Source organism: Nocardioides pyridinolyticus, from assembly GCF_054653575.1.
This window is the reverse complement of sequence record NZ_BAAIFY010000012.1, coordinates 100,734-120,334: the sequence shown is the minus strand read 5'-3', so window position 1 is coordinate 120,334 and position 19,601 is coordinate 100,734. Positions and strand designations below refer to the sequence as shown.

The 19,601-nt window shown below is 70.3% G+C and carries 21 protein-coding genes, 4 tRNA genes and 1 pseudogene; 19 read left to right on the top strand and 7 right to left on the bottom strand.

Annotated features, from left to right (window positions below; all coding sequences use genetic code 11):
* Positions 1-171 (bottom strand): annotated as a pseudogene (locus ACYQ0U_RS12605) (transposase); the annotation flags it as partial.
* Positions 172-482: 311 nt separating this feature from the next.
* Between ACYQ0U_RS12605 and ACYQ0U_RS12600 the strand changes: the two are divergent.
* The 4 genes from ACYQ0U_RS12600 to ACYQ0U_RS12585 all read left to right on the top strand — a co-directional run bounded on the left by ACYQ0U_RS12600 (position 483) and on the right by ACYQ0U_RS12585 (position 3,404).
* A complete protein-coding gene (locus ACYQ0U_RS12600) occupies positions 483-1,079 on the top strand; it encodes a hypothetical protein (RefSeq protein WP_459973321.1) in 597 nt (198 codons plus the stop codon).
* 188 nt (positions 1,080-1,267) lie between these two features.
* A complete protein-coding gene (locus tag ACYQ0U_RS12595) occupies positions 1,268-1,963 on the top strand; it encodes a DUF305 domain-containing protein (RefSeq protein WP_459973318.1) in 696 nt (231 codons plus the stop codon).
* A gap of 146 nt (positions 1,964-2,109) precedes the next feature.
* Positions 2,110-3,204 (top strand): beta propeller repeat protein, encoded by a 1,095-nt coding sequence (locus ACYQ0U_RS12590; RefSeq protein ID WP_459973316.1) that lies wholly within the window; start codon positions 2,110-2,112, stop codon positions 3,202-3,204.
* Between the two features lie 62 nt (positions 3,205-3,266).
* A complete protein-coding gene (locus ACYQ0U_RS12585; RefSeq protein ID WP_459973315.1) occupies positions 3,267-3,404 on the top strand; it encodes a hypothetical protein in 138 nt (45 codons plus the stop codon).
* Positions 3,405-3,911: 507 nt separating this feature from the next.
* Here the strand turns inward: ACYQ0U_RS12585 and ACYQ0U_RS12580 are convergent.
* The 3 genes from ACYQ0U_RS12580 to ACYQ0U_RS12570 all read right to left on the bottom strand — a co-directional run bounded on the left by ACYQ0U_RS12580 (position 3,912) and on the right by ACYQ0U_RS12570 (position 4,192).
* Positions 3,912-3,986 (bottom strand) — tRNA-Val (locus ACYQ0U_RS12580).
* Positions 3,987-4,014: 28 nt separating this feature from the next.
* Positions 4,015-4,088, bottom strand: a tRNA-Cys gene (locus ACYQ0U_RS12575).
* A gap of 31 nt (positions 4,089-4,119) precedes the next feature.
* Positions 4,120-4,192: transfer RNA gene (locus ACYQ0U_RS12570), tRNA-Gly, on the bottom strand.
* Positions 4,193-4,324: 132 nt separating this feature from the next.
* On the opposite strand from ACYQ0U_RS12570, the gene ACYQ0U_RS12565 reads away from it, so the two are divergent.
* The gene (locus ACYQ0U_RS12565; protein ID WP_459973313.1) at positions 4,325-5,146 is read left to right on the top strand and encodes an aminotransferase class IV; all 822 of its coding nucleotides are present in this window, start codon (positions 4,325-4,327) and stop codon (positions 5,144-5,146) included.
* On the opposite strand, the gene ACYQ0U_RS12560 is transcribed toward ACYQ0U_RS12565, so the two are convergent.
* A complete protein-coding gene (locus ACYQ0U_RS12560) occupies positions 5,132-5,575 on the bottom strand; it encodes an SsgA family sporulation/cell division regulator (protein ID WP_459973311.1) in 444 nt (147 codons plus the stop codon). The two genes, ACYQ0U_RS12565 and ACYQ0U_RS12560, sit on opposite strands and share 15 nt — an antisense overlap.
* Positions 5,576-5,719: 144 nt before the next feature.
* Between ACYQ0U_RS12560 and ACYQ0U_RS12555 the strand changes: the two genes are divergently transcribed.
* From ACYQ0U_RS12555 to ACYQ0U_RS12540, 4 genes are all read left to right on the top strand, one after another.
* Positions 5,720-5,794 (top strand) — tRNA-Val (locus ACYQ0U_RS12555).
* Positions 5,795-6,001: 207 nt separating this feature from the next.
* On the top strand, positions 6,002-7,990 hold the full coding sequence (gene thrS / locus ACYQ0U_RS12550; RefSeq protein ID WP_459973310.1) for a threonine--tRNA ligase: 1,989 nt from the start codon (positions 6,002-6,004) through the stop codon (positions 7,988-7,990).
* A gap of 5 nt (positions 7,991-7,995) precedes the next feature.
* Complete coding sequence (locus ACYQ0U_RS12545; RefSeq protein WP_459973306.1) at positions 7,996-8,679, top strand: hypothetical protein; 684 nt, start codon at positions 7,996-7,998, stop codon at positions 8,677-8,679.
* Positions 8,622-8,939, top strand: coding sequence for a hypothetical protein (locus tag ACYQ0U_RS12540; protein ID WP_459973303.1), 318 nt, complete (start codon positions 8,622-8,624; stop codon positions 8,937-8,939). Before ACYQ0U_RS12545 ends, ACYQ0U_RS12540 begins: the two co-directional genes overlap by 58 nt.
* Here the strand turns inward: ACYQ0U_RS12540 and ACYQ0U_RS12535 are convergent.
* Positions 8,887-9,405, bottom strand: coding sequence for a GNAT family N-acetyltransferase (locus ACYQ0U_RS12535; RefSeq protein ID WP_459973301.1), 519 nt, complete (start codon positions 9,403-9,405; stop codon positions 8,887-8,889). The genes ACYQ0U_RS12540 and ACYQ0U_RS12535 overlap by 53 nt on opposite strands.
* Before the next feature lie 22 nt (positions 9,406-9,427).
* Here ACYQ0U_RS12535 and ACYQ0U_RS12530 point away from each other — a divergent pair, with 22 nt between their 5' ends.
* Positions 9,428-9,946, top strand: a complete 519-nt coding sequence (locus ACYQ0U_RS12530; protein ID WP_459973299.1) for an HIT family protein — start codon at positions 9,428-9,430, stop codon at positions 9,944-9,946.
* Positions 9,943-10,695, top strand: a complete 753-nt coding sequence (locus ACYQ0U_RS12525) for an inositol monophosphatase family protein (protein ID WP_459973296.1) — start codon at positions 9,943-9,945, stop codon at positions 10,693-10,695. The genes ACYQ0U_RS12530 and ACYQ0U_RS12525 overlap by 4 nt, the downstream gene beginning before the upstream one ends.
* 60 nt (positions 10,696-10,755) lie before the next feature.
* Here the strand turns inward: ACYQ0U_RS12525 and xylA are convergent, their stop codons facing one another.
* A complete protein-coding gene (gene xylA / locus ACYQ0U_RS12520) occupies positions 10,756-11,934 on the bottom strand; it encodes a xylose isomerase (protein ID WP_459973294.1) in 1,179 nt (392 codons plus the stop codon).
* Positions 11,935-12,191: 257 nt separating this feature from the next.
* Between xylA and ACYQ0U_RS12515 the strand changes: the two genes are divergently transcribed.
* The 8 genes from ACYQ0U_RS12515 (at position 12,192) to ACYQ0U_RS12480 (ending at position 19,515) form a co-directional block, all read left to right on the top strand.
* The gene (locus ACYQ0U_RS12515; protein ID WP_459973292.1) at positions 12,192-13,298 is read left to right on the top strand and encodes a sugar ABC transporter substrate-binding protein; all 1,107 of its coding nucleotides are present in this window, start codon (positions 12,192-12,194) and stop codon (positions 13,296-13,298) included.
* A gap of 96 nt (positions 13,299-13,394) precedes the next feature.
* Positions 13,395-14,153, top strand: coding sequence for an ATP-binding cassette domain-containing protein (locus ACYQ0U_RS12510; RefSeq protein ID WP_459973290.1), 759 nt, complete (start codon positions 13,395-13,397; stop codon positions 14,151-14,153).
* Positions 14,150-15,400, top strand: a complete 1,251-nt coding sequence (locus tag ACYQ0U_RS12505; RefSeq protein ID WP_459973288.1) for a sugar ABC transporter permease — start codon at positions 14,150-14,152, stop codon at positions 15,398-15,400. Before ACYQ0U_RS12510 ends, ACYQ0U_RS12505 begins: the two co-directional genes overlap by 4 nt.
* Positions 15,401-15,412: 12 nt before the next feature.
* A complete protein-coding gene (locus tag ACYQ0U_RS12500; RefSeq protein ID WP_459973286.1) occupies positions 15,413-16,588 on the top strand; it encodes an ROK family transcriptional regulator in 1,176 nt (391 codons plus the stop codon).
* A gap of 19 nt (positions 16,589-16,607) precedes the next feature.
* Complete coding sequence (pgsA, locus tag ACYQ0U_RS12495; protein WP_459973284.1) at positions 16,608-17,234, top strand: phosphatidylinositol phosphate synthase; 627 nt, start codon at positions 16,608-16,610, stop codon at positions 17,232-17,234.
* Complete coding sequence (gene pdxS, locus ACYQ0U_RS12490; RefSeq protein ID WP_459973282.1) at positions 17,227-18,114, top strand: pyridoxal 5'-phosphate synthase lyase subunit PdxS; 888 nt, start codon at positions 17,227-17,229, stop codon at positions 18,112-18,114. The genes pgsA and pdxS overlap by 8 nt, the downstream gene beginning before the upstream one ends.
* Positions 18,115-18,176: 62 nt before the next feature.
* Positions 18,177-18,719 (top strand): pyridoxal 5'-phosphate synthase glutaminase subunit PdxT, encoded by a 543-nt coding sequence (gene pdxT, locus ACYQ0U_RS12485; protein WP_459973338.1) that lies wholly within the window; start codon positions 18,177-18,179, stop codon positions 18,717-18,719.
* A gap of 16 nt (positions 18,720-18,735) precedes the next feature.
* Positions 18,736-19,515 carry a YebC/PmpR family DNA-binding transcriptional regulator gene (locus ACYQ0U_RS12480; RefSeq protein WP_459973280.1) on the top strand — a complete coding sequence of 260 codons (780 nt, stop codon included), beginning with the start codon at positions 18,736-18,738 and terminating at the stop codon, positions 19,513-19,515.
* Positions 19,516-19,601 lie beyond the last annotated feature (86 nt).

Sequence of the window (19,601 nt, the reverse complement as noted above, 5' to 3'; positions counted from 1 at the left end):
TCCCGTCAGCGGCGGTCTTCCTGCCGGTCCCGTAGACCTCGAGCCAGTGCTGCAGGGTGCCGCGCACGATGCCGAGGTCCTCGGCGATGCCGCAGACCGTGGCGCCCGGGTGGACTCGTACAAGTCGACGGCCTGACGACGGAACTCCTCGGAGTAGTTCTTCCTGGCCATGGTTCCTGGATCATCTCGCTTCCCCAGCAGATGCTGGATTCAGCGTGTCCAAGAACCGGGGTCAGGCCCCTCGGCCGGGCAGGCGTCCGCGCAGGCGGCAGTCGGCGAGCTTGTCGACGTCGATGCTGTCGAGGGTCCTTCGGGTAGGCCTCGAGCATGTCGCGGTGGGTCATCGCTGCTCCTCTCGTGGCTGGCCCCGGGGCTGCCGGCGGCTGGCCGGCGACTGTCCCCGGGGTCGACACTGGGCCTGTACCCACCCGGTCGGACGCCACCGTCCGGCGCGTCGTGGGTGGGCTCCTAGAATGGAAGCGATGAATGGCGACCTGATGCGCGCACGTGCGGCCGGAGCGTTCACGCGCCCGGGGCGCAGCGGTCGCGTGCGTCTTCGGCCATCGGCTGCGATGGGGCGGTGGCTGATGCTGCTCGTCGCGCTGGCCGGACTGATGGCGATGCACGGGCTGTCCGACCATGGCGTCGGCGGCTTGGCGGGCGCAGCCGGGGAACGAGCTGGCGTCGCCGTCGCGAGCTCCCCGGGCACCACCAGCTCCATCAGCATGGCTTCCGGCGCAAGCCAGTCCGGTCACGCCTTTGCCGCCGGCCTCGCCGACCACGCCGACCACGCCGACCACGCTGCGAAGACGGCGGTCGTCGGCGGCAGCTCCAGCAGCCAGCCCGCTGGTGAGTCCGGTGATGGGCACGGTGGGCACGGCGAACTGCTGCTCGGGGTATGTCTGGCGGTCCCAGCCGCGGGGCTGCTTCTGCGGGTCCTCGTCGGTGCTTTCCGGCCGCTGGGCATGTTCCTGACCAGGCTGGTCGATCGGGCTGCGGCCGCCGTCGTGGCGGTACGCGCCAGAGCGCGAGGTTCGGCGTGTCCTGACTTGAGGTTGCTCTCCATTCAGCGGTGCTGAGGGGCGGAACCGCCGCACGCACGCCCACATTCGGCCCCCCAGGCCCCTTGTCTCGGCTCGGCCTCTGCCCGAACCCGTGCTTGAGCCCGTGTCTGGGTTCGGACGCTGCACGCGGCGGTTGTCGCCACCCACTCGACCAGCCCTGTCCAGCCTGTATTGGGCAGCACATTCTTCGAGGAGAGAACCTCATGCTCAACCGCACTCACAGCAATTCCACTACGTCGCGTCGACGGGTCCGGCGCACCCTGGTCGCGCTCACGCTCACCACCGGCCTCGGGGTGAGCTTGGCCGCGTGCGGCGATGACTCCCACTCCGGGCACTCGCCGTCGGGGGCCCAGACGGCGAGCAACGGCGACGTGTTCAACGACGCGGACGTCGCGTTCGCCACCGACATGGTCCAGCACCACGCTCAGGCACTGGTGATGGTGGACATGACCGCGGGCCGCGACCTCGACCCGAAGGTCGCGCAGCTCACCGAGGACATCCGGGCCGCTCAGGGTCCCGAGATCGAGCAGATGACCGACTGGCTCACCGCGTGGGACCAGGAGGTTCCGGAGACGATGCGCGACCACGCCAACGCGCACGACATGGATGGCATGGGTGAGGACGACATGGGTGGCATGGACCACGGCGACAGCGAGTCCGCCGAGAACGAGATGCCGGGGATGATGTCGGCCGAGGACATGGACGCGCTGGAGAACGCCTCCGACGCCGAGTTCCAGGACATGTGGCTCGAGATGATGGTCGAGCACCACCAGGGTGCCATCGAGATGGCGCAGGACGAGGTCGACAACGGCACGTTCGACGACGCCGTCGCCATGGCCGAGAACATCATCTCCGGCCAGCAGGACGAGATCGACCAGATGGAGGAGCTGCTCGGCTGACCTGGCCCGGTCGCCGCAGCATCTGACTCACCCAGCTCGTCGGCGGCAGCTCGCCTTGTAGCCCAAGGCCTGGCTGCCGCCGGCGGTGAAGGTGCAACAGGTTGGTGCATTACTGCGACCGGACCGGGCGCTGGACGCGCAACATCATGAACACGCACACTCCTGGCACTCCTGGCGCCGGACCCACCGACGCCTCCACGAACTCGACCCCGAACCCGCCCACGAACGCGGCCGCCAACTCCAACGAGGAGGCCGGACGCCGCTCGGTCTCGCCTTCACGCCGTGGCGCCCTGGTCATCGGCGCAGCTGCCATCCTGCTCCTGGTGACCCTTGTGGTGGTCGCCATCACCAACCCCGACAGCGGCGGCGCGCACACGCACGACGACGCGCCCGCGGCGGGCGGGGACGCCCCCGTGATTGGGCACATCCACGGCATCGCGGCTGCTCCCAGAGGACAGGAGCCGGGTGGCCGAGTGCTCATCGGTGCCCACTACGGACTGTTCGCGGTCGAGGTCACCGGCGATGACGCCGGAACCGTGACCCGGGTCGGGGACTCGGCCGCGGACTTCATGGCCCTCACCGCGGCTGCGACAGATGACCAGCCGGGCCGGCTCCTGGCCAGTGGGCACCCGGAGGTCACCGACACGAGCCAGCCGGTCAACCTGGGCCTGATGGAGTCCCTCGACGGCGGCAAGTCGTGGGAGTCGCTGTCGCTGGAGGGTGCTGCGGACTTCCACGCGCTCGAGCACACTCCGCAGCGCACGTGGGGCATCGACTCGGTGACCGGTGGGCTGCTCAGCTCGGTCGACGAACGGTCGTGGCAGACGGTGCACGGTGAGGCGCTTCTCGACCTGGCCGTTGACCCCGCCGACCCGGACCGGGTGCTCGCGACGACGGGGGCCGGCCAGCTGCTCGGCATCGCCTACCCGCACGACGAGTCGCTCACCGAGGTCGAGGTCGACGGCGCCCCGCGGCTCGGGTTCATCGACTGGCCGGCCACAGACCTCCTGGTCGGCATCGACGCCGACGGGACCGTGTGGCGCTCCGCCAACGGGGGCACCGGCGCGAGTGAGGACTGGGTCGAGCTCGGCGCCGTCCCTGGCGACCCGACCGCGTTGAGCGTCATCGGCGACTCGTGGTTCGTGGCCACCAGCAACGGCCTGTTCCGCGGCCCCACGGGTGCCGGCAGCGGGGACGGTGCCGGCGAAGACCCGGAGCAGGTCCTGGCCTACACCCACTAACCAGGGGCGAAAGACCTTTGATGCACATACCCCCCGGGGGTATGGTGTTGAGATGAACGAGCATGGCGCACAGCACACGTACGGCGCTGGGCACGGCAGGGGGCACAGCGGTGGCCACGGCGCTGCGCATGACGTTCACGACCACGACCACGCGGGTCACGACCACGCCGGTCAAGGCCACGAGCATGCCAGCACGGTGACGGACCCGGTGTGCGGGATGAGCGTCGGCCCGTTCTCCACGAGCGGGTTGGACCTGGTCCGACGGTCTGTCTGGACTCAGACAGAACTGGAGTTGCGCGAGTCAAGGACGACCACTTTGGTTGCACTCCGTAAGCCCGGCGGGGCGGCGACACGTACCAGGCAGACGACCTCAGTTGAGCCTGGGAAGACGAGCGCGTACGGCGATGGCGAAGAGGTTTCGCGCAGGCGGTGGGGTCGGGATTTATCCGGCCTTGTGCTGTTCGAGTCGTCCTCCTGACCGAAGGACCCAGGTCTTCCACCCGCAGACGAGGAACGTGCCGCATCGACCGGCGTCGTGTTCCCACGGCTGTTCGCCGCTACGTGGCTGTGACAACGTCTAGGGATGTGCGTCAGGACGCGGGCCGATAGTCGGCATGTGTAAGAACTGTGTCAGACAAGCAACCGACCCCTGGTCTCCGTTCTGGAGTCCAGGGGTCTCATTGTGCCGCTGACCTGCGTCTTCTTGCTGGTGGGCGATACTGGGTTTGAACCAGTGACCTCTTCCGTGTCAAGGAAGCGCGCTACCACTGCGCCAATCGCCCGGGTCTTGAGTTGTGGAGAAGGACTGCGTGGAGGTGGGTACGGGATTTGAACCCGTGTACACGGATTTGCAGTCCGTTGCCTCGCCTCTCGGCCAACCCACCATGGAGGCCAAACCAGGGAGAGACCTCTCCGAGCGGACGACGAGGCTCGAACTCGCGACCTCAACCTTGGCAAGGTTGCGCTCTACCAACTGAGCTACGTCCGCTTGCGCTCCGATCCGGTCTCCCGGTCGGCGTGCGTGAGAACAGTAGCCGATGCCCCAGACCATGCAAAATCGGCCCCCTGTCGGCGCGTTTCCGGGCCGAAACCCGGTATTCACCGCCCCTAGGCTGAGCCCATGCGCGCATGGATCGACGGTGACCTACTGCCCGATGCGACCACCCCGGCGGTGCTCGTCAGCGACCACGGGCTCACGGTCGGCGACGGGGTGTTCGAGACGATCAAGGTCGTCGACGGCCTGCCGTTCGCCCTCGACCGGCACCTCGAGCGGCTGCACCGGTCGGCGCAGGGTCTCGGCCTCCCGGAGCTCGACGACACCGCCGTACGCCAAGGGGTCGCCGCCGTCCTCGACGGTCTCGACCTGCCGCTGGGCCGCCTCCGGATCACGGTGACCGGCGGTCCCGCGCCGCTCGGTTCGAGCCGCGGGGACGCCCAGCCGACCCTCATGGTCGTCGCGGATGCGATGAGCCCGTCGACGGAGTCGACCGCCGTCGCCACCGTCCCGTGGCCGCGCAACGAGCGCGGTGCGCTGGCCGGCCTCAAGACGACGTCGTACGCCGAGAACGTGGTCGCGCTCGCCGCCGCCCGCGAGCGCGGCGCGAGCGAGGCGATCTTCGCGAACCTGGCCGGCCACCTGTGCGAGGGCACCGGCTCCAACGTCTTCTACGTCATCGACGGCGAGCTCCGCACTCCCACCCTGGCCAGCGGCTGCCTCGCGGGAGTGACCCGCGCGCTCGTCCTCGAGTGGTACGGCGGTCGCGAGGTCGACGAGCCGATCGAGGTCATCGAGCGGGCGAGCGAGGTGTTCCTCGTGTCGACCACGCGCGACGTCCAGGCGGTGTCCCACTGGGACGGCCGGGAGCTGCCCGCCCCGGGGCCGGTGACGGCCGAGGCCGCGGCGTGCTGGCGTGAGAGGGAGCCGGAGCTACTGGGCTTCTGACTGCCCGACCAGCGCCTCGACGAGCAGGTCGAGGTCGACGGTCTCGGTGCCGAGCGGCACCGCCGCGAGCGTCTTGACCAGGAACCCGTACAGCTCGCTGGTGCGCATCTGGGTGACCAGCCGGCCGTCGGGGGAGCAGAGCTCCATGACGACCGCGGCGCGACCGTTCTCGTCGACGCTCGGGAAGAGCTGGATGTCGCCCTCGCCGGCGGGGTCGGTCATCCCGCTCATCAGCAGGTCGCGGCCGACGGCCCACCGGACCGGCTCGCTCGAGCGACCGCTGGCGCCCCGGAAGGTGATCCAGACGGCCCACGGGTCGGTCGGGTCGTACCCGAACTCGGCGCTCAGGTCGACGGTGCGACCCCACGCGTCGAGGACCTGGAGGACCAGGTCCGCGGAGATGGTTCGAGAGATGGGCTGCTGCGTCACATGGAGGAGACGGGCGACCGGGCACTCCATGACGCGACATGACGCGACATGACGCGACATGACGCGACATGGCGCGACATGGACGCCCACCCTCGAATGTGAGCTCGCCGGGCCCATAGGCTAGAGTCTGCGACCGCACATCCCGGGCGATTGGCGCAGTGGTAGCGCGCTTCGTTCACACCGAAGAGGTCACTGGTTCGAACCCAGTATCGCCCACCAGATAGAACCGATCGAGAGCCGCACGCCGAAGCGTGCGGCTCTCGTCGTTCGTGGGGACGTCATACGAACCGGTCGTCGGGGCGACCACCTCGTATGACGTCCGGCCGGGAAACCGGCGCGCGCGGCCCGGACACCCCTCGATACGATCGAACGGTCCGTCCCCGACACCCGCAGAGACCCGCAGACACCTGCAGCCAAGGAGCCACCGTGTCCGACCTCAAGATCGTCCTCGCCCACGCCGACGCGCGTGAGGACCGGACGGTCACGACCGGCACCAAGGCGTGGGAGCTCTTCCGCGACGACGACACCGTCATCGCGGCCCGGGTGAACGGTGAGCTCAAGGACCTCTCCTACGAGCTCCGGGACGGCGACGAGGCGGAGGGCGTCGCGATCGACAGCAAGGACGGCCACGACATCCTGCGCCACTCCACCGCGCACGTGATGGCCCAGGCGGTCCAGCAGCTGTGGCCTGAGGCGAAGCTCGGCATCGGCCCGCCGGTCGAGAACGGCTTCTACTACGACTTCGACGTCGAGACCCCGTTCGTGCCGGAGGACCTCGCGAAGATCGAGACCGCGATGCGGAAGATCATCAAGGAGGGCCAGCGGTTCGAGCGCCGGGTCACCACCGACCACGACGCCATCGCCGAGCTGAAGGACGAGCCCTACAAGATCGAGCTGATCGGGCTCAAGGGCTCGGGCAAGTCCGAGGGCGCCGCCGAGGGCGCGAGCGTCGAGGTCGGCGCCGGCGAGCTCACCATCTACGACAACGTGCGCCGCAACGGCGACGTCGCGTGGAGCGACCTCTGCCGCGGCCCGCACCTGCCCACCACCAAGCGGATCCCCGCGTTCAAGCTGATGCGCACCGCGGCGGCGTACTGGCGCGGCGACGAGAAGAACAAGCAGCTCCAGCGGGTCTACGGCACCGCCTGGGAGTCCAAGGAGGCGCTCGAGGCGCACCTGCACCGGATCGAGGAGGCCGAGCGCCGCGACCACCGCAAGCTCGGCCGCGATCTCGACCTGTTCAGCTTCCCCGACGAGATCGGCTCGGGGCTCGCGGTCTTCCACCCCAAGGGCGGTGTGATCAAGCGCGAGATGGAGGACTACGTCCGCCAGCGGCACATCGAGGAGGGGTTCCAGTACGTCGGCTCGCCCCACATCACCAAGGAGGGGCTGTTCCACACCTCCGGGCACCTGCCGTACTACGCGGACACCATGTTCCCGCCGATGGAGCTCGAGGGCGCGAACTACTACCTCAAGGCGATGAACTGCCCGATGCACAACCTGATCTTCAGGTCGCGCGGGCGGTCCTACCGCGAGCTGCCGCTGCGGCTCTTCGAGTTCGGGTCGGTCTACCGCTACGAGAAGTCCGGCGTCGTCCACGGCCTGACCCGCGTGCGCGGCCTGACCCAGGACGACTCGCACTCCTACGTCACCCCCGAGCAGGCGCCCGGCGAGATCAAGCACCTCCTGGACTTCGTGCTCGGCCTGCTGCGCGACTTCGGGATCGACGACTTCTACCTCGAGCTCTCGACCCGCGACGACTCCAAGCCCGACAAGTTCGTCGGCTCGGACGAGGACTGGGCGACCGCCACGAAGGTCCTCGAGGACGTCGCCGTCGAGTCCGGCCTCGAGCTGGTCGCCGACCCGGGCGGCGCCGCGTTCTACGGCCCCAAGATCTCCGTGCAGGCGCGCGACGCGATCGGCCGCACCTGGCAGATGTCGACCATTCAGTACGACTTCAACCAGCCTCGCGGCTTCGAGCTGGAGTACCAGGCCGCCGACGGCTCCCGTCAGCAGCCGGTGATGATCCACTCCGCGAAGTTCGGCTCGCTCGAGCGGTTCTTCGGCGTGCTGGTCGAGCACTACGCCGGCGCGTTCCCTCCGTGGCTCGCGCCCGTGCAGGTGCAGGCGATCCCGGTCGCCGACGCGTTCAGCGACTACCTGCACGACGTCGCCCGGCAGATGCGGGCGCGCGGGCTCCGGGTCGAGGTCGACGACTCCGACGACCGGATGCAGAAGAAGATCCGCAACGCGCAGCTGCAGAAGGTGCCGTTCATGATGATCGCCGGCGCCGACGACGTGGCGGCCGGTGCGGTCTCCTTCCGCTACCGCGACGGCCGCCAGGACAACGGCGTGCCGATCGAGGAGGCGATCCAGCGGGTCGCCGACGCGGTCGCCTCGCGCGAGCAGGTCTGAGACCGGTGCTCCGCGCGGCGGCGCTGGCCGTCGCCGCGCTCCTGCTGTGCGCCTGCAGCGGGGGCGGGGAGCAGGAGCGCGGGCCGCGGGCTTCGTCCGAGCCGCGCCCGACATCGGTCGTCTCGCCGACCCAGGACCCGGAGGCGGCGCGGCTCCAGGCCCTGGCCCGGCTCGCGGAGGAGGCCGCCGCCGAGATGGCACCGCTCCGCACCCCGGCGGCGCGCACCGGCGAGATCCTCGGCGCCGACGTCAGCTGGCCCCAGTGCCCGCGAGGCCTGGGCATCCCGGAGCGCCGCACGCTGGGTCTCCCCATGCCGCTGCCCGAGGCGGAGTACGTCGTGCTCGGCCTCACCAACGGACCCGGCTTCACCGCCAACCCCTGCCTCGCCGACCAGGTCGCCTGGGTCCGCGAGCGCGGGCTGATGGCCGCGGCGTACGCCGTCGCCAGCTTCCCCGACGACGACGCGGTCGCCGAGCACGTCGGCACGGGGCCCTACGACGGCGGCACCGAGCTCGGTGCGCTCGCCAACACCGGCTACCAGCAGGCGCTGGCGAACGTCGTCACCATGCGCGCCGCCGGGCTCGCCTCACCGATCGTCTGGGTCGACGTGGAGCCGGTGCCCGACTTCGCGTGGAGCGCCGACCCGGTGGCGAACGCCGCCGTGGTCGAGGGGGCGGTGCACGGCTAGCCGACGCCGGCTACGAGGTCGGGATCTACTCCACGCCCGCGCTGTGGGCGGGCGTCGTCGCCGACCTCGCCCTCGGGCTGCCCGAGTGGCGCGCGGCCGGGGAGACGTCCCGGGCCGAGGCGCGGGAGCGCTGCGGGGACGACTGGTCGATCCAGGGTGGTCGGGCGGTCCTCGGTCAGTGGCTGGAGGACCAGCGCGACCACAACATCACCTGTCCCGGGGTGTCGGCCCGGCTGGGCCGCTGGTTCCAGCAGTACTGACGCGCTTCTCGTACCGACGGCACGGGGAGACGAAGCGCTCGCCGAGCGCGGTGACCTCGTAGGGCAGGTCGCCGGCGTCGTACCAGCCGTGCTTTTCGTAGAACCGGCGCGCCCGCGCGTTGCCGACGACGACGGCCAGCCAGGCGACCTCGTGACCGGCCGCGGCGATCTGCCGCTCGCCCGCGGCGAGCAGGGGAGCGGCGACGCCGCCGCCGTGGAGGCCGGGGTCGACGAAGAGCTGCTCGAGCTCGTCGCCGTCGACCATCGTGAAGCCGACGATGCGCTCGTCGACCTCGGCCACGGTGGTGTCGGCGACGCGGGAGGGCGTGCGCTCGTGGAACGCCTCGAGGGTCCGGGCGGCCGTCAGCCCGTCCGGCACGTGACCGGGGTGGGCCACATGCCAGGCCCGGTGCCAGATGTCGGCGACGGTCGCCATGTCCTCGGGGACGGCCGGACGGAGCTCCATGCCCTCACCCTAGGGTTGGGGCATGACCGATCCCGCGGGCCACCAGCGCGAGGGCTTCGAGGGCTTCGACCGGCTGTGGACGCCGCACCGGCTGGCGTACGTCGCCCCGGCCCGGCCCGCCGACGGCTGCCCGTTCTGCGCGATGGAGAAGCTGCCGGACGAGGAGAGCCTCGTCGTCCACCGGGGCGAGACCTGCTTCGCCGTCCTCAACCTGCACCCCTACAACCCCGGCCACCTCATGGTGCTGCCGCACCGGCACGTCGCCGAGCTCGAGGACCTCACCGACGAGGAGGCGGCCGAGCTGATGGCGATGACCCAGCAGGCGGTGCGGGTCCTGCGCCGGGTGAGCGGCCCGCACGCGTTCAACGTCGGGCTCAACCTCGGCGGCGTCGCCGGCGGCTCCCTGTCCGAGCACCTGCACCAGCACGTCGTGCCGCGGTGGTCCGGGGACGCCAACTTCATCACGGTCGTCGGGGGCACGAAGACGCTGCCGCAGCTGCTCGGCGACACCCGCGCGCTGCTGGCCGAGGCCTGGGCGTGAACGACGCGGAGCTCGCCGTCCACCTGGTGCGCGCGGCCGGGACCCTCGCGCTCCGGATGCGCGGCGAGGGCCTGTCGGTCGACGCCAAGACGTCGATCTCCGACGTCGTCACCGCGGCCGACCGTGCCGCGGAGCTGCTGGTCGTCGACACGCTCGCCGCCGAGCGGCCCGACGACGGCGTGCTCGGCGAGGAGGGTGCCGCGCGCGCGGGGACCTCGGGCCGCACCTGGGTGATCGACCCGGTCGACGGGACCTACAACTTCGTCGCCGGCCTCGACTGGTGGTGCTCCGCCATCGCGCTGACGGACGGCGACGACCTCGTGCTGGGAGCGATCCACCACCCGGCGACCGGTCGCACCTGGGTCGGGGGACCGGACCTGCCGACCACCGTCGACGGCGTACCGCTGGCGCCGATCACCGATCGGCCGCTGGCGCAGTCGTGCCTGGTCACCTACCTGCACCCGCCGTTCTACGACACGGAGGTCGGCACCACCTTCGGCCGGATCGCCGGCGCCGCTGCCACGATCCGGATCATGGGCTCGGGCTCCATGGACGCGACCGCGATCGCCGAGGGCCGGCTGCACGCGCTCTGCCAGCACTCCGTCCCGCCCTGGGACCTGCTCCCCGGTGCCGCCCTCATCCGCGGAGCCGGCGGCACCACCCGCGTGGTCGAGGCCGCCGGCGTGAGCTGGTACGCCGCCGGCGCCCCGACCGCCGTGGCCGACCTGGGACGCGCGCTGCTGGGGTAGTCCCTCACGGTTCGGGGGTCGACACGCCGTCGAGCCCCCCGAACGTCAGGGACTATCCCCTCACCGCACGCCGTACAGGTGCTCCAGCGCGAGCTGGTCGAGCCGCTCGAACGCCATGCCGCGCCGGCCGGCGGCGTCGGGGTCGAAGGACCCCGAGTCGAGATCCGCGCGCAGGTCGGCGATGGTCTCGCCGGCGGCGAGGGAGGGCTGGGCGAGGTCGTCGACGCGCGCATCCGTGAGCGCCTGCTGGACCTCGGGGTCCGAGCGGAAGGCCTGCACCTTGTCCCGCAGGATCAGGTAGTTGCGCATGCAGGCCCGGGCGGACTCCCAGACGCCGTCCATGTCCTCGGTCCGCGGGGGCTTGTAGTCGAAGTGCCGCGGGCCGTCGTAGCCGCCGTTCTCCACGATGTCGACGGTCCAGAAGGCGCCGCGGGCGTTGCCGGCGCCGAAGCGGAGGTCCTGGTCGTAGCGCGGCCCGGTCTGGCCGTTGAGGTCGATGTGGAAGAGCTTGCCGTGCCACAGCGCCTGGGCGAGGCCGTGCGCGTAGTTGAGCGACGCCATCTCCTCGTGGCCGACCTCGGGGTTGAGGCCCACGAGGTCGGGTCGCTCGAGCTCGTTGATGAACGCCAGGGCGTGGCCGACGGTCGGCAACAGGATGTCGCCGCGCGGCTCGTTGGGCTTCGGCTCGATCGCGAAGCGCAGGCCGTAGCCCTGCTCCTCGGAGTAGGCCCCGAGAACGTCGAACGCCTCCTGGTAGCGCGACAGCGCGGTCTTCACGTCCTTGGCGGCGCCGGACTCGGCGCCCTCGCGGCCGCCCCAGGCGACGAAGATCTTCGCGCCCAGCTCGGCGGCGAGGTCGATCTGGTCGGCGGCCTTGCGGATCGCGAAGCGGCGGACGTCGCGGTCGTTGTTGGTGAAGCCGCCGTCGCGGAACACCGGGTGCGAGAAGAGGTTGGTGGTGACCATCGGCACGACCAGGCCGGTCTCCTCGAGCGCCTTGCGGAACGGCGCGAGGTGCTGCTCCTTCTCGGCCGGCGAGGCGTCGAAGGGGAAGACGTCGTTGTCGTGGAAAGTGATGCCGTAGGCCCCGAGGTCGCTGAGCCGGTGGATCGCCTCGGCCGGGTCCAGCACGGGACGGACCGCGCCTCCGAAGACGTCGACGCCCTGCCAGCCGACGGTCCACAGGCCGAAGGAGAAGCGGTCGTCACGGGTGGGTGCGAAGCGGTCGTCAGCGCTCATCGGGTCCTCGATCCAGGCGGTGTGGGGTCGTTGTCGGGCAGGTGTCAGGTCGGTCATTCGGTCACGATTCGGTCACGGCCACGGGGGGGCGACGCTTGGTTGGAACGTGCAACAAAACGCGTCCGCAAGAGGCCTTGCCGCGCTCGGCCGGCGTGACTATGTTGTGCGCCACAACATACCCGGTGATGGTCGTCACAGGACAGTGGTCACATGTTCGCCAGATGAGCCGAGCCGGTCAGAGCCATGGAGGTCGAGGAATGGTCGAGAAGTCGGGTGCGCGGTTCGCGTCCTTGGTAGCGGTCGGTGTGCTGGCGTTCGGCGCGCTCGCCGCGTGCGGTGACGACGGCGGTAGCGGTAGCGAAGGCGGCGACGGTGGCGAGTCCGCCAGCGGGAAGGTGGGCGTGATCCTGCCCGACTCGAAGTCGTCGGTCCGCTGGGAGACGCAGGACCGCCCGAACCTGGAGGCCGCCTTCGAGGCCGCCGGCCTGGAGTCGATCATCCAGAACGCGGAGGGCTCGCCCGACACCTACGGTCAGCTCTGCGACCAGATGATCACCGAGCAGGTCAACGTCATCATCGCGACGAACCTCGACCCTGACTCGGGCAAGGCGTGCATCGACAAGGCCAAGGACGCCGGCGTCGCGGTGATCGACTACGACCGGCTCACGCTGGGCGGCGGTGCGGACTTCTACGTGTCCTTCGACAACGTGGTGGTCGGCGAGCTCCAGGGGCAGGGCCTGATCGACTGCCTCCAGGGCAAGGGCGTCGAGAGCGGCCCCATCGCCTTCATCAACGGCGCCGCGACCGACAACAACGCGACGCTGTTCAAGCAGGGCTACGAGCAGGTCATCACCGACGACGGCAGCTACGAGGTCGTCGCCGACCAGACCGGTGAGTGGGACCCCAACGTCGCGGGCCAGGTCTTCGACCAGATGTACGCCGCCCACCCGGACCTCGTCGGCCTGGTCACCGCGAACGACGGCATGGCGAACGGCGTGATCGCTCGTGAGAAGGCAGCCGGCGTCGAGGGCGAGATCCCGGTGACCGGCCAGGACGCCACGGCCGAGGGCCTGGCCAACGTCCTGCAGGGCTACCAGTGCGGCACCGTCTTCAAGGACACCTCGCTCGAGGCCAAGGCCGCGGCTGACCTGGCGATCGCGCTCATCAACGGTGACGACACCTCGTCGCTCGCGACGGCCGCGGTCAACGACTCGGAGCTCGGCGTCGACGTCCCGTCGGTGCTCGCCACCCCCGTGTGGGTCACCGCCGACAGCGTCCAGTCCGTCGTCGACGCCGGCCAGGCCGACGCTGCCGAGATCTGCAAGGGCATCGAGGACCTGTGCAAGAAGCACGGCGTCAGCTGACCGCGTAGCGGTTGTCCGACAGCTTCACCAGCGGGGGCCCGTCCTTCGGGGCGGGCCCCTGTCTCACCTTGAAGAACCCCAGAAGGGCAAATGCAAATGTCGAGTGACAAGCCGCTGCTGGAGCTGCGCGGCGTTCAGAAGACCTTCGGTGCCGTGCACGTGCTGCGCGGCGTCGACCTGACCGTCCGGCCCGGTCGCGTCACCGCGCTCGTCGGTGACAACGGAGCGGGAAAGAGCACCCTGATCAAGGGGATCGCCGGCATCCACCCGTTCGACGACGGTGACTACACGTTCGAGGGCCACCCCGTCCACGTGAAGAGCCCCCGCGACTCGAACGCGCTGGGCATCGAGGTCGTCTACCAGGACCTCGCGCTGTGCGACAACCTCGACGTCGTCCACAACATGTACCTCGGTCGGGAGATCACCAAGAACGGACTGGTGGACGAGGACAGCATGGAGGGACGGGCGCGCGAGACGCTCGACGGCCTCTCGGTCCGCACGCTGAGGTCGGTGCGGACGCGCGTCGCCTCCCTCTCGGGCGGCCAGCGGCAGACGGTCGCCATCGCGCGCGCCGTCCTGTGGAACTCCAAGATCGTCATCCTCGACGAGCCCACCGCTGCCCTGGGCGTCGCCCAGACCGAGCAGGTGCTCAAGCTGGTCCGCCGCCTCGCCGATCGCGGCCTCGGGGTCGTCCTGATCAGTCACAACCTGAACGACGTCTTCGAGGTCGCAGACGACATCGCGGTCCTGTACCTCGGCCAGATGGTCGCCCAGGTCGACGCCGCCTCCACCACCCGGGACCGGATCGTCACGGCGATCACCACCGGCGAGCTGAACAGCGGGGATGCGGCATGAGCGTCGTGACGGAGGAGATCCATGACGTGAGTCCCGACGACTCGGCCAGCACCCTGTGGAAGGACTACGTCGCCAAGATCCGCGGTGGCGACGTCGGATCGCTGCCCGCGATCCTCGGGCTGCTCGTGCTCGTCGTCGCCTTCTCGATCCTGCGACCGACGACGTTCACCTCGGCGTTCAACTTCGAGAACCTCATCCAGCAGTCCGCCGGCGTCACGATCATCGCGATGGGGCTCGTCTTCGTGCTCCTGCTCGGTGAGATCGACCTCGCGGCGGGCTACACCGCCGGCGTGGCCGCCGCGGTGACCTCCGTCCTGCTCACCAACCAAGGGTGGCAGACCGGCCTGGCCATCGTGGCGGGACTCCTCACCGGGACGGCGATCGGTGCGTTCCACGGCGTGATCGTCTCCCGGCTCGGCATCCCGTCGTTCGTCGTGACCCTCTCCACGTTCCTCGCGCTGCAGGGCGTCCTGCTGACGCTCATCGGCGAGAGGGGTTCGATCAGCTCCGGAGAGTTCATCCGGACGCTCAACAGCGACACCCTCCCGGTCTGGCTCGGCTGGGTGATCGCGGGCGTCCTCGTGGCGGTCTACGCGGTCGTCACGTTCGTCAGCAACAGGCGGCGTCGCGCCAAGAGACTGACGAGCGAGCCGGACCTCCTGTGGGCGCTGAAGACCGGGAGCCTCGCGGTCGTCGCCTTCCTGGTGGTGCTCTACCTGTCGATCGAGCGCAGCCCGAACCCGCAGATCAGGTCGATCACGGGCGTGCCGATCGCGCTCGTCATCATCATCGGTCTCGCCCTCGTGCTCAGCGTGCTGCTGGGCCGCACCCGGTGGGGCAGTCACGTCTACGCCGTCGGCGGCAGCAGGGAGGCGGCGCGCCGTGCGGGCATCAACGTCAAGCTCGTCCAGCTCAGCTGCTTCATGATCTGTTCGACGGTCGCGGCGATGGGTGGGCTCATGCTCGCGAGCTTCAGCGGTGGCGTGAACAACGTCTCCGGTGGTGGCCCGACCCTGCTCTACGCCGTGGGCGCGGCGGTCATCGGTGGCACCAGCCTCTTCGGCGGCAAGGGGCGCATCGTCGACGCCGTCATCGGCGGCACCGTCGTCGCGGTCATCGCCAACGGCATGGGCCTGATGAACCAGCCCGCCAGCCGGCAGTACATCGTGACCGGCCTGGTGCTGCTCGTGGCGGCCAGCGTCGACGCGATCAGCCGTCGCCGGGCTACAGCCAGCGGCCGAATCTGACGGGAGAAGCACGTGCCCACCCCGACCGGCGTCGGCACCGAGGAGCTCCGGCGCGCGAACCTGCGCGCCATCCTCCAGACGGTGCACACGCACGGACCGACCACCCGCGCGGTGCTCACCAAGCAGCTCGGGCTCAACCGGAGCACCATCGGTGCGCTCACCGGCGAGCTGCAGAGCCTCGCGCTGGTGTCGGAGGAGTCCGCCCCGGTGGGCGGGCGGTCCGGCCGCCCGTCCCACCTCGTCGTCCCCCGGGAGGACAACGTGGTGGTGGCCGTGGACGTCGGCGTCGACCGGATCGCCGTGGCCCTGGTCGGCCTCGGCGGGCAGGTCCTTGAGCGGCGTACCCGTGGCCACCAGCGCGGCGAGCACGACGTCGACCATGTCGTCGACGCCGTGGCGCAGATGGTGGAGGACGTGCTGGCGACCCGCACCGGCGCGCGGTGCCTCGGCATCGGCGCGGCGGTGCCCGGCGCGGTCCGGTCCGGCGACGGCCTGGTCCGGTTCGCGCCCAACCTGGGCTGGGTGGACGAGCCGTTCACCGCCCTGCTCTCCAAGCGGCTCGGCCGTCCGGTCGAGACCGGCAACGACGCGAACCTGGGCGTGCTCGCCGAGCATCTCCGGGGCGCCGCCGTCGGCTACTCCGACGTCGTCTACCTCAGCGCGAGCGTCGGCATCGGTGGCGGCTTCCTCGTGGCCGGACGCCCCCTCACGGGCACCAACGGGTACGCCGGTGAGGTCGGCCACATGCAGGTCGACTCCGAGGGGCCGGTCTGCCGGTGCGGCGCGGTGGGCTGCTGGGAGACCAAGGTCGGCGAGAACGTGCTGCTGCGCCACGCCGGCCGGCTCGCGGGGGGCGGGCCGCCGGCGGTCGCGGAGGTGATCGCGGCCGCCAAGGAGGGTGATGCCCGGGCCGCCGAGGCGGTGGCCGAGGTCGCCGACTGGTGCGGCGTGGGCATCCGCGCGATCGTCAACCTGTTCAACCCCGAGATCGTCGTGCTCGGCGGGTGTCTGGCCCAGGTCTGGCGGGCCGCGGACGACCGCGTCGACGAGGCCCTCAACCGGAGCACGATGATGTCCCCGCGCGAGGACGTCGTGATCCGCACGGCCAGCCTCGAGGACGAGGCGCCGCTCATCGGGGCGGCCGAGCTGGCCTTCGCGCCGGTGCTCGACGATCCGCAGGGAGTCTGACAGGTAGCCTGCTCCCGCCATGGAACGCTTCCGCGCCTTCTTCACCCAGGTCATCTCTCCGGTCGCCCACCTCCTCACCAGGCTGGGGGTCAGCCCGGACGCCGTGACGCTGGTCGGCACCCTGGGCGTGTGCGCCGGGGCGCTGGTCTTCTTCCCGCAGGGCATGCTGCTGACCGGCGTGCTGGTCATCACGGCGTTCGTGTTCAGCGACCTGCTCGACGGCTACATGGCCCGCACCACGGGCCGGGTGAGCAAGTTCGGCGCGTTCTGGGACTCCACGCTCGACCGGCTCGGCGACGGCGCGATCTTCATCGGCCTCGCGCTGTACTTCGCGTGGGAGGAGCCGAGCAAGGTCTACCTCGTGCTCAGCCTGGTCTGCCTGCTGATGGGCGCGGTCACCTCCTACGCCCGCTCGCGCGGCGAGACGCTCGGCTTCGAGGTCAAGGTCGGCATCGCCGAGCGCGCCGACCGGCTGGTCGCGATCCTCGTGCTGACCGGCCTCAGCGCGATCTTCGACCTGCCGGTGCTGCTCTACATCGCCCTCTGGGGACTGGCCGCGGCGTCTACCATCACCGTGGTCCAGCGCGTGTGGGTGGTCCGGAAGCAGGCGCTGAGCGACGTGGCACTACGCTCGTCCCATGACTGAGAACACCGGTACCACGCGCGTCAAGCGCGGCATGGCGGAGATGCTCAAGGGCGGCGTCATCATGGACGTCGTCACGCCCGAGCAGGCGAAGATCGCCGAGGACGCCGGTGCGGTCGCCGTGATGGCGCTGGAGCGCGTGCCCGCGGACATCCGCGCCCAGGGCGGCGTGTCCCGGATGAGCGACCCCGACATGATCGACGGCATCATCGAGGCCGTCTCGATCCCGGTGATGGCCAAGGCCCGGATCGGCCACTTCGCCGAGGCCCAGGTCCTCCAGTCGCTGGGCGTCGACTACATCGACGAGTCCGAGGTGCTGACCCCGGCCGACTACGCCAACCACATCGACAAGTGGGCGTTCACGGTGCCGTTCGTGTGCGGGGCGACCAACCTGGGCGAGGCGCTGCGCCGGATCACCGAGGGCGCGGCGATGATCCGCTCCAAGGGCGAGGCCGGCACCGGTGACGTCTCGAACGCCGTGACCCACATGCGCACGATCCGCCAGGAGATCCGCCGCCTCGGCGCACTCCAGGGCGACGAGCTGTTCGTCGCCGCCAAGGAGCTCCAGGCGCCGTACGACCTGGTCAAGGAGGTCGCCGAGGCGGGCAAGCTCCCGGTCGTCCTGTTCACCGCCGGCGGCATCGCGACCCCCGCGGACGCGGCGATGATGATGCAGCTGGGCGCCGAGGGCGTGTTCGTCGGATCGGGCATCTTCAAGTCCGGCAACCCGGCGCAGCGGGCCGAGGCGATCGTCAAGGCGACGACCTTCCACGACGACCCCGACGTGGTCGCCAAGGTCTCCCGCGGCCTCGGCGAGGCCATGGTCGGCATCAACGTCGAGGAGATCCCGCAGCCGCACCGGCTGGCCGAGCGGGGCTGGTGACCACCACGACGACCGCGACCACGATCGGTGTGCTCGCCGTCCAGGGCGACGTCCGCGAGCACATGCGGACGCTGGACGACCTCGGCGTGCACGCGATCACCGTGCGGCGTACCTCCGAGCTCGAGGCATGCGACGGCCTCGTGATCCCGGGCGGCGAGTCCACGACGATGGCCAAGCTGGCGCGGACCTTCGACCTGTTCGAGCCGATCCGGCAGCGTGTCAAGGAGGGGATGCCGGCCTTCGGGACCTGCGCGGGGATGATCATGCTCGCCGACCGGATCGAGGACGGCATGCACGACCAGGAGACGCTCGGCGGGCTCGACGTCACCGTGCGGCGCAACGCGTTCGGGCGCCAGGTCGACTCCTTCGAGGGCGACCTGGACTTCGCCGGGTTGGACGAACCGGTGCACGCGGTCTTCATCCGGGCGCCCTGGGTCGAGGCCGTCGGCGACCGGGTCGAGGTGCTCGCGCGCGTGGAGCACGGTCCGGCCGCGGGTAGGATCGTCGCGGTCCGTCAGGGTTCGCTGATGGCGACGTCGTTCCATCCCGAGGTGGGTGGTGACTCCCGGGTCCACCGGTTGTTCGTGGACCTGGTCCGGAGCTGAGTAGAAGAGGGACTGCATGTCTGGCCACTCCAAGTGGGCGACCACCAAGCACAAGAAGGCCGCGATCGACGCCAAGCGCGGCAAGCTGTTCGCCAAGCTGATCAAGAACATCGAGATCGCGGCGAAGATGGGTGGTCCCGACCCCTCCGGCAACCCGACGCTCTACGACGCCATCCAGAAGGCGAAGAAGCAGTCGGTCCCGAACAAGAACATCGACTCCGCGGTCAAGCGCGGCGGCGGCCTCGACGGCGGCGGCGTCGACTACGAGACGATCATGTACGAGGTCTACGGGCCCTCGGGCGTCGCGTTGCTGGTCGAGTGCCTGACCGACAACCGCAACCGCGCCGCGATGGAGGTCCGCACCGCGGTCACCCGCAACGGCGGCACCATGGCCGACCCCGGCTCGGTCTCGCGCCTGTTCACCCGCAAGGGCGTCGTCGTGGTCGAGAAGAGCCAGGAGCGTGGCGGGCAGCCGTGGGACGTCTCCGAGGACGACGTCCTCGAGGCGACGCTCGACGCGGGGGCCGAGGACGTCAACGACCTCGGCGAGACCTTCGAGATCCAGTCCGAGCCCGGCGACGTGGTCGCGGTCCGTACGGCGCTCCAGGCCGCCGGCATCGACTACGACTCCGCCGAGGTCCAGTTCGTCGCCACCATGGACATCCCCGTGGCCGAGGTCGACGTGGCCGGCAAGGTCTTCCGCCTCGTCGACGCCGTCGACGACCTCGACGACGTGCAGAACGTCTTCACCAACGCCGACATCCCCGAGGACGTGCTGGAGTCGATCGACGCCTGACGGGCGTCCGGGCGCTGCTTGTAACGCCGGGTTATTCGCACCGTCCACGGGGTTGCCCGCCCGTGGGCAGAGCAGATAACCCGGCG

Excerpts from the sequence above, each read along its gene's own strand:
- ACYQ0U_RS12600 (WP_459973321.1), top strand. The coding sequence starts at position 483 with ATGAATGGCGACCTGATGCGCGCACGTGCGGCCGGAGCGTTCACGCGC.
- ACYQ0U_RS12595 (WP_459973318.1), top strand. The coding sequence starts at position 1,268 with ATGCTCAACCGCACTCACAGCAATTCCACTACGTCGCGTCGACGGGTC.
- ACYQ0U_RS12590 (WP_459973316.1), top strand. The coding sequence starts at position 2,110 with ATGAACACGCACACTCCTGGCACTCCTGGCGCCGGACCCACCGACGCC.
- ACYQ0U_RS12585 (WP_459973315.1), top strand. The coding sequence starts at position 3,267 with ATGGCGCACAGCACACGTACGGCGCTGGGCACGGCAGGGGGCACAGCG.
- ACYQ0U_RS12565 (WP_459973313.1), top strand. The coding sequence starts at position 4,325 with ATGCGCGCATGGATCGACGGTGACCTACTGCCCGATGCGACCACCCCG.
- ACYQ0U_RS12535 (WP_459973301.1), bottom strand. The coding sequence starts at position 9,405 with ATGGAGCTCCGTCCGGCCGTCCCCGAGGACATGGCGACCGTCGCCGAC.
- ACYQ0U_RS12530 (WP_459973299.1), top strand. The coding sequence starts at position 9,428 with ATGACCGATCCCGCGGGCCACCAGCGCGAGGGCTTCGAGGGCTTCGAC.
- xylA (WP_459973294.1), bottom strand. The coding sequence starts at position 11,934 with ATGAGCGCTGACGACCGCTTCGCACCCACCCGTGACGACCGCTTCTCC.
- ACYQ0U_RS12515 (WP_459973292.1), top strand. The coding sequence starts at position 12,192 with ATGGTCGAGAAGTCGGGTGCGCGGTTCGCGTCCTTGGTAGCGGTCGGT.
- ACYQ0U_RS12510 (WP_459973290.1), top strand. The coding sequence starts at position 13,395 with ATGTCGAGTGACAAGCCGCTGCTGGAGCTGCGCGGCGTTCAGAAGACC.
- ACYQ0U_RS12505 (WP_459973288.1), top strand. The coding sequence starts at position 14,150 with ATGAGCGTCGTGACGGAGGAGATCCATGACGTGAGTCCCGACGACTCG.
- pgsA (WP_459973284.1), top strand. The coding sequence starts at position 16,608 with ATGGAACGCTTCCGCGCCTTCTTCACCCAGGTCATCTCTCCGGTCGCC.
- pdxS (WP_459973282.1), top strand. The coding sequence starts at position 17,227 with ATGACTGAGAACACCGGTACCACGCGCGTCAAGCGCGGCATGGCGGAG.
- pdxT (WP_459973338.1), top strand. The coding sequence starts at position 18,177 with ATGCGGACGCTGGACGACCTCGGCGTGCACGCGATCACCGTGCGGCGT.
- ACYQ0U_RS12480 (WP_459973280.1), top strand. The coding sequence starts at position 18,736 with ATGTCTGGCCACTCCAAGTGGGCGACCACCAAGCACAAGAAGGCCGCG.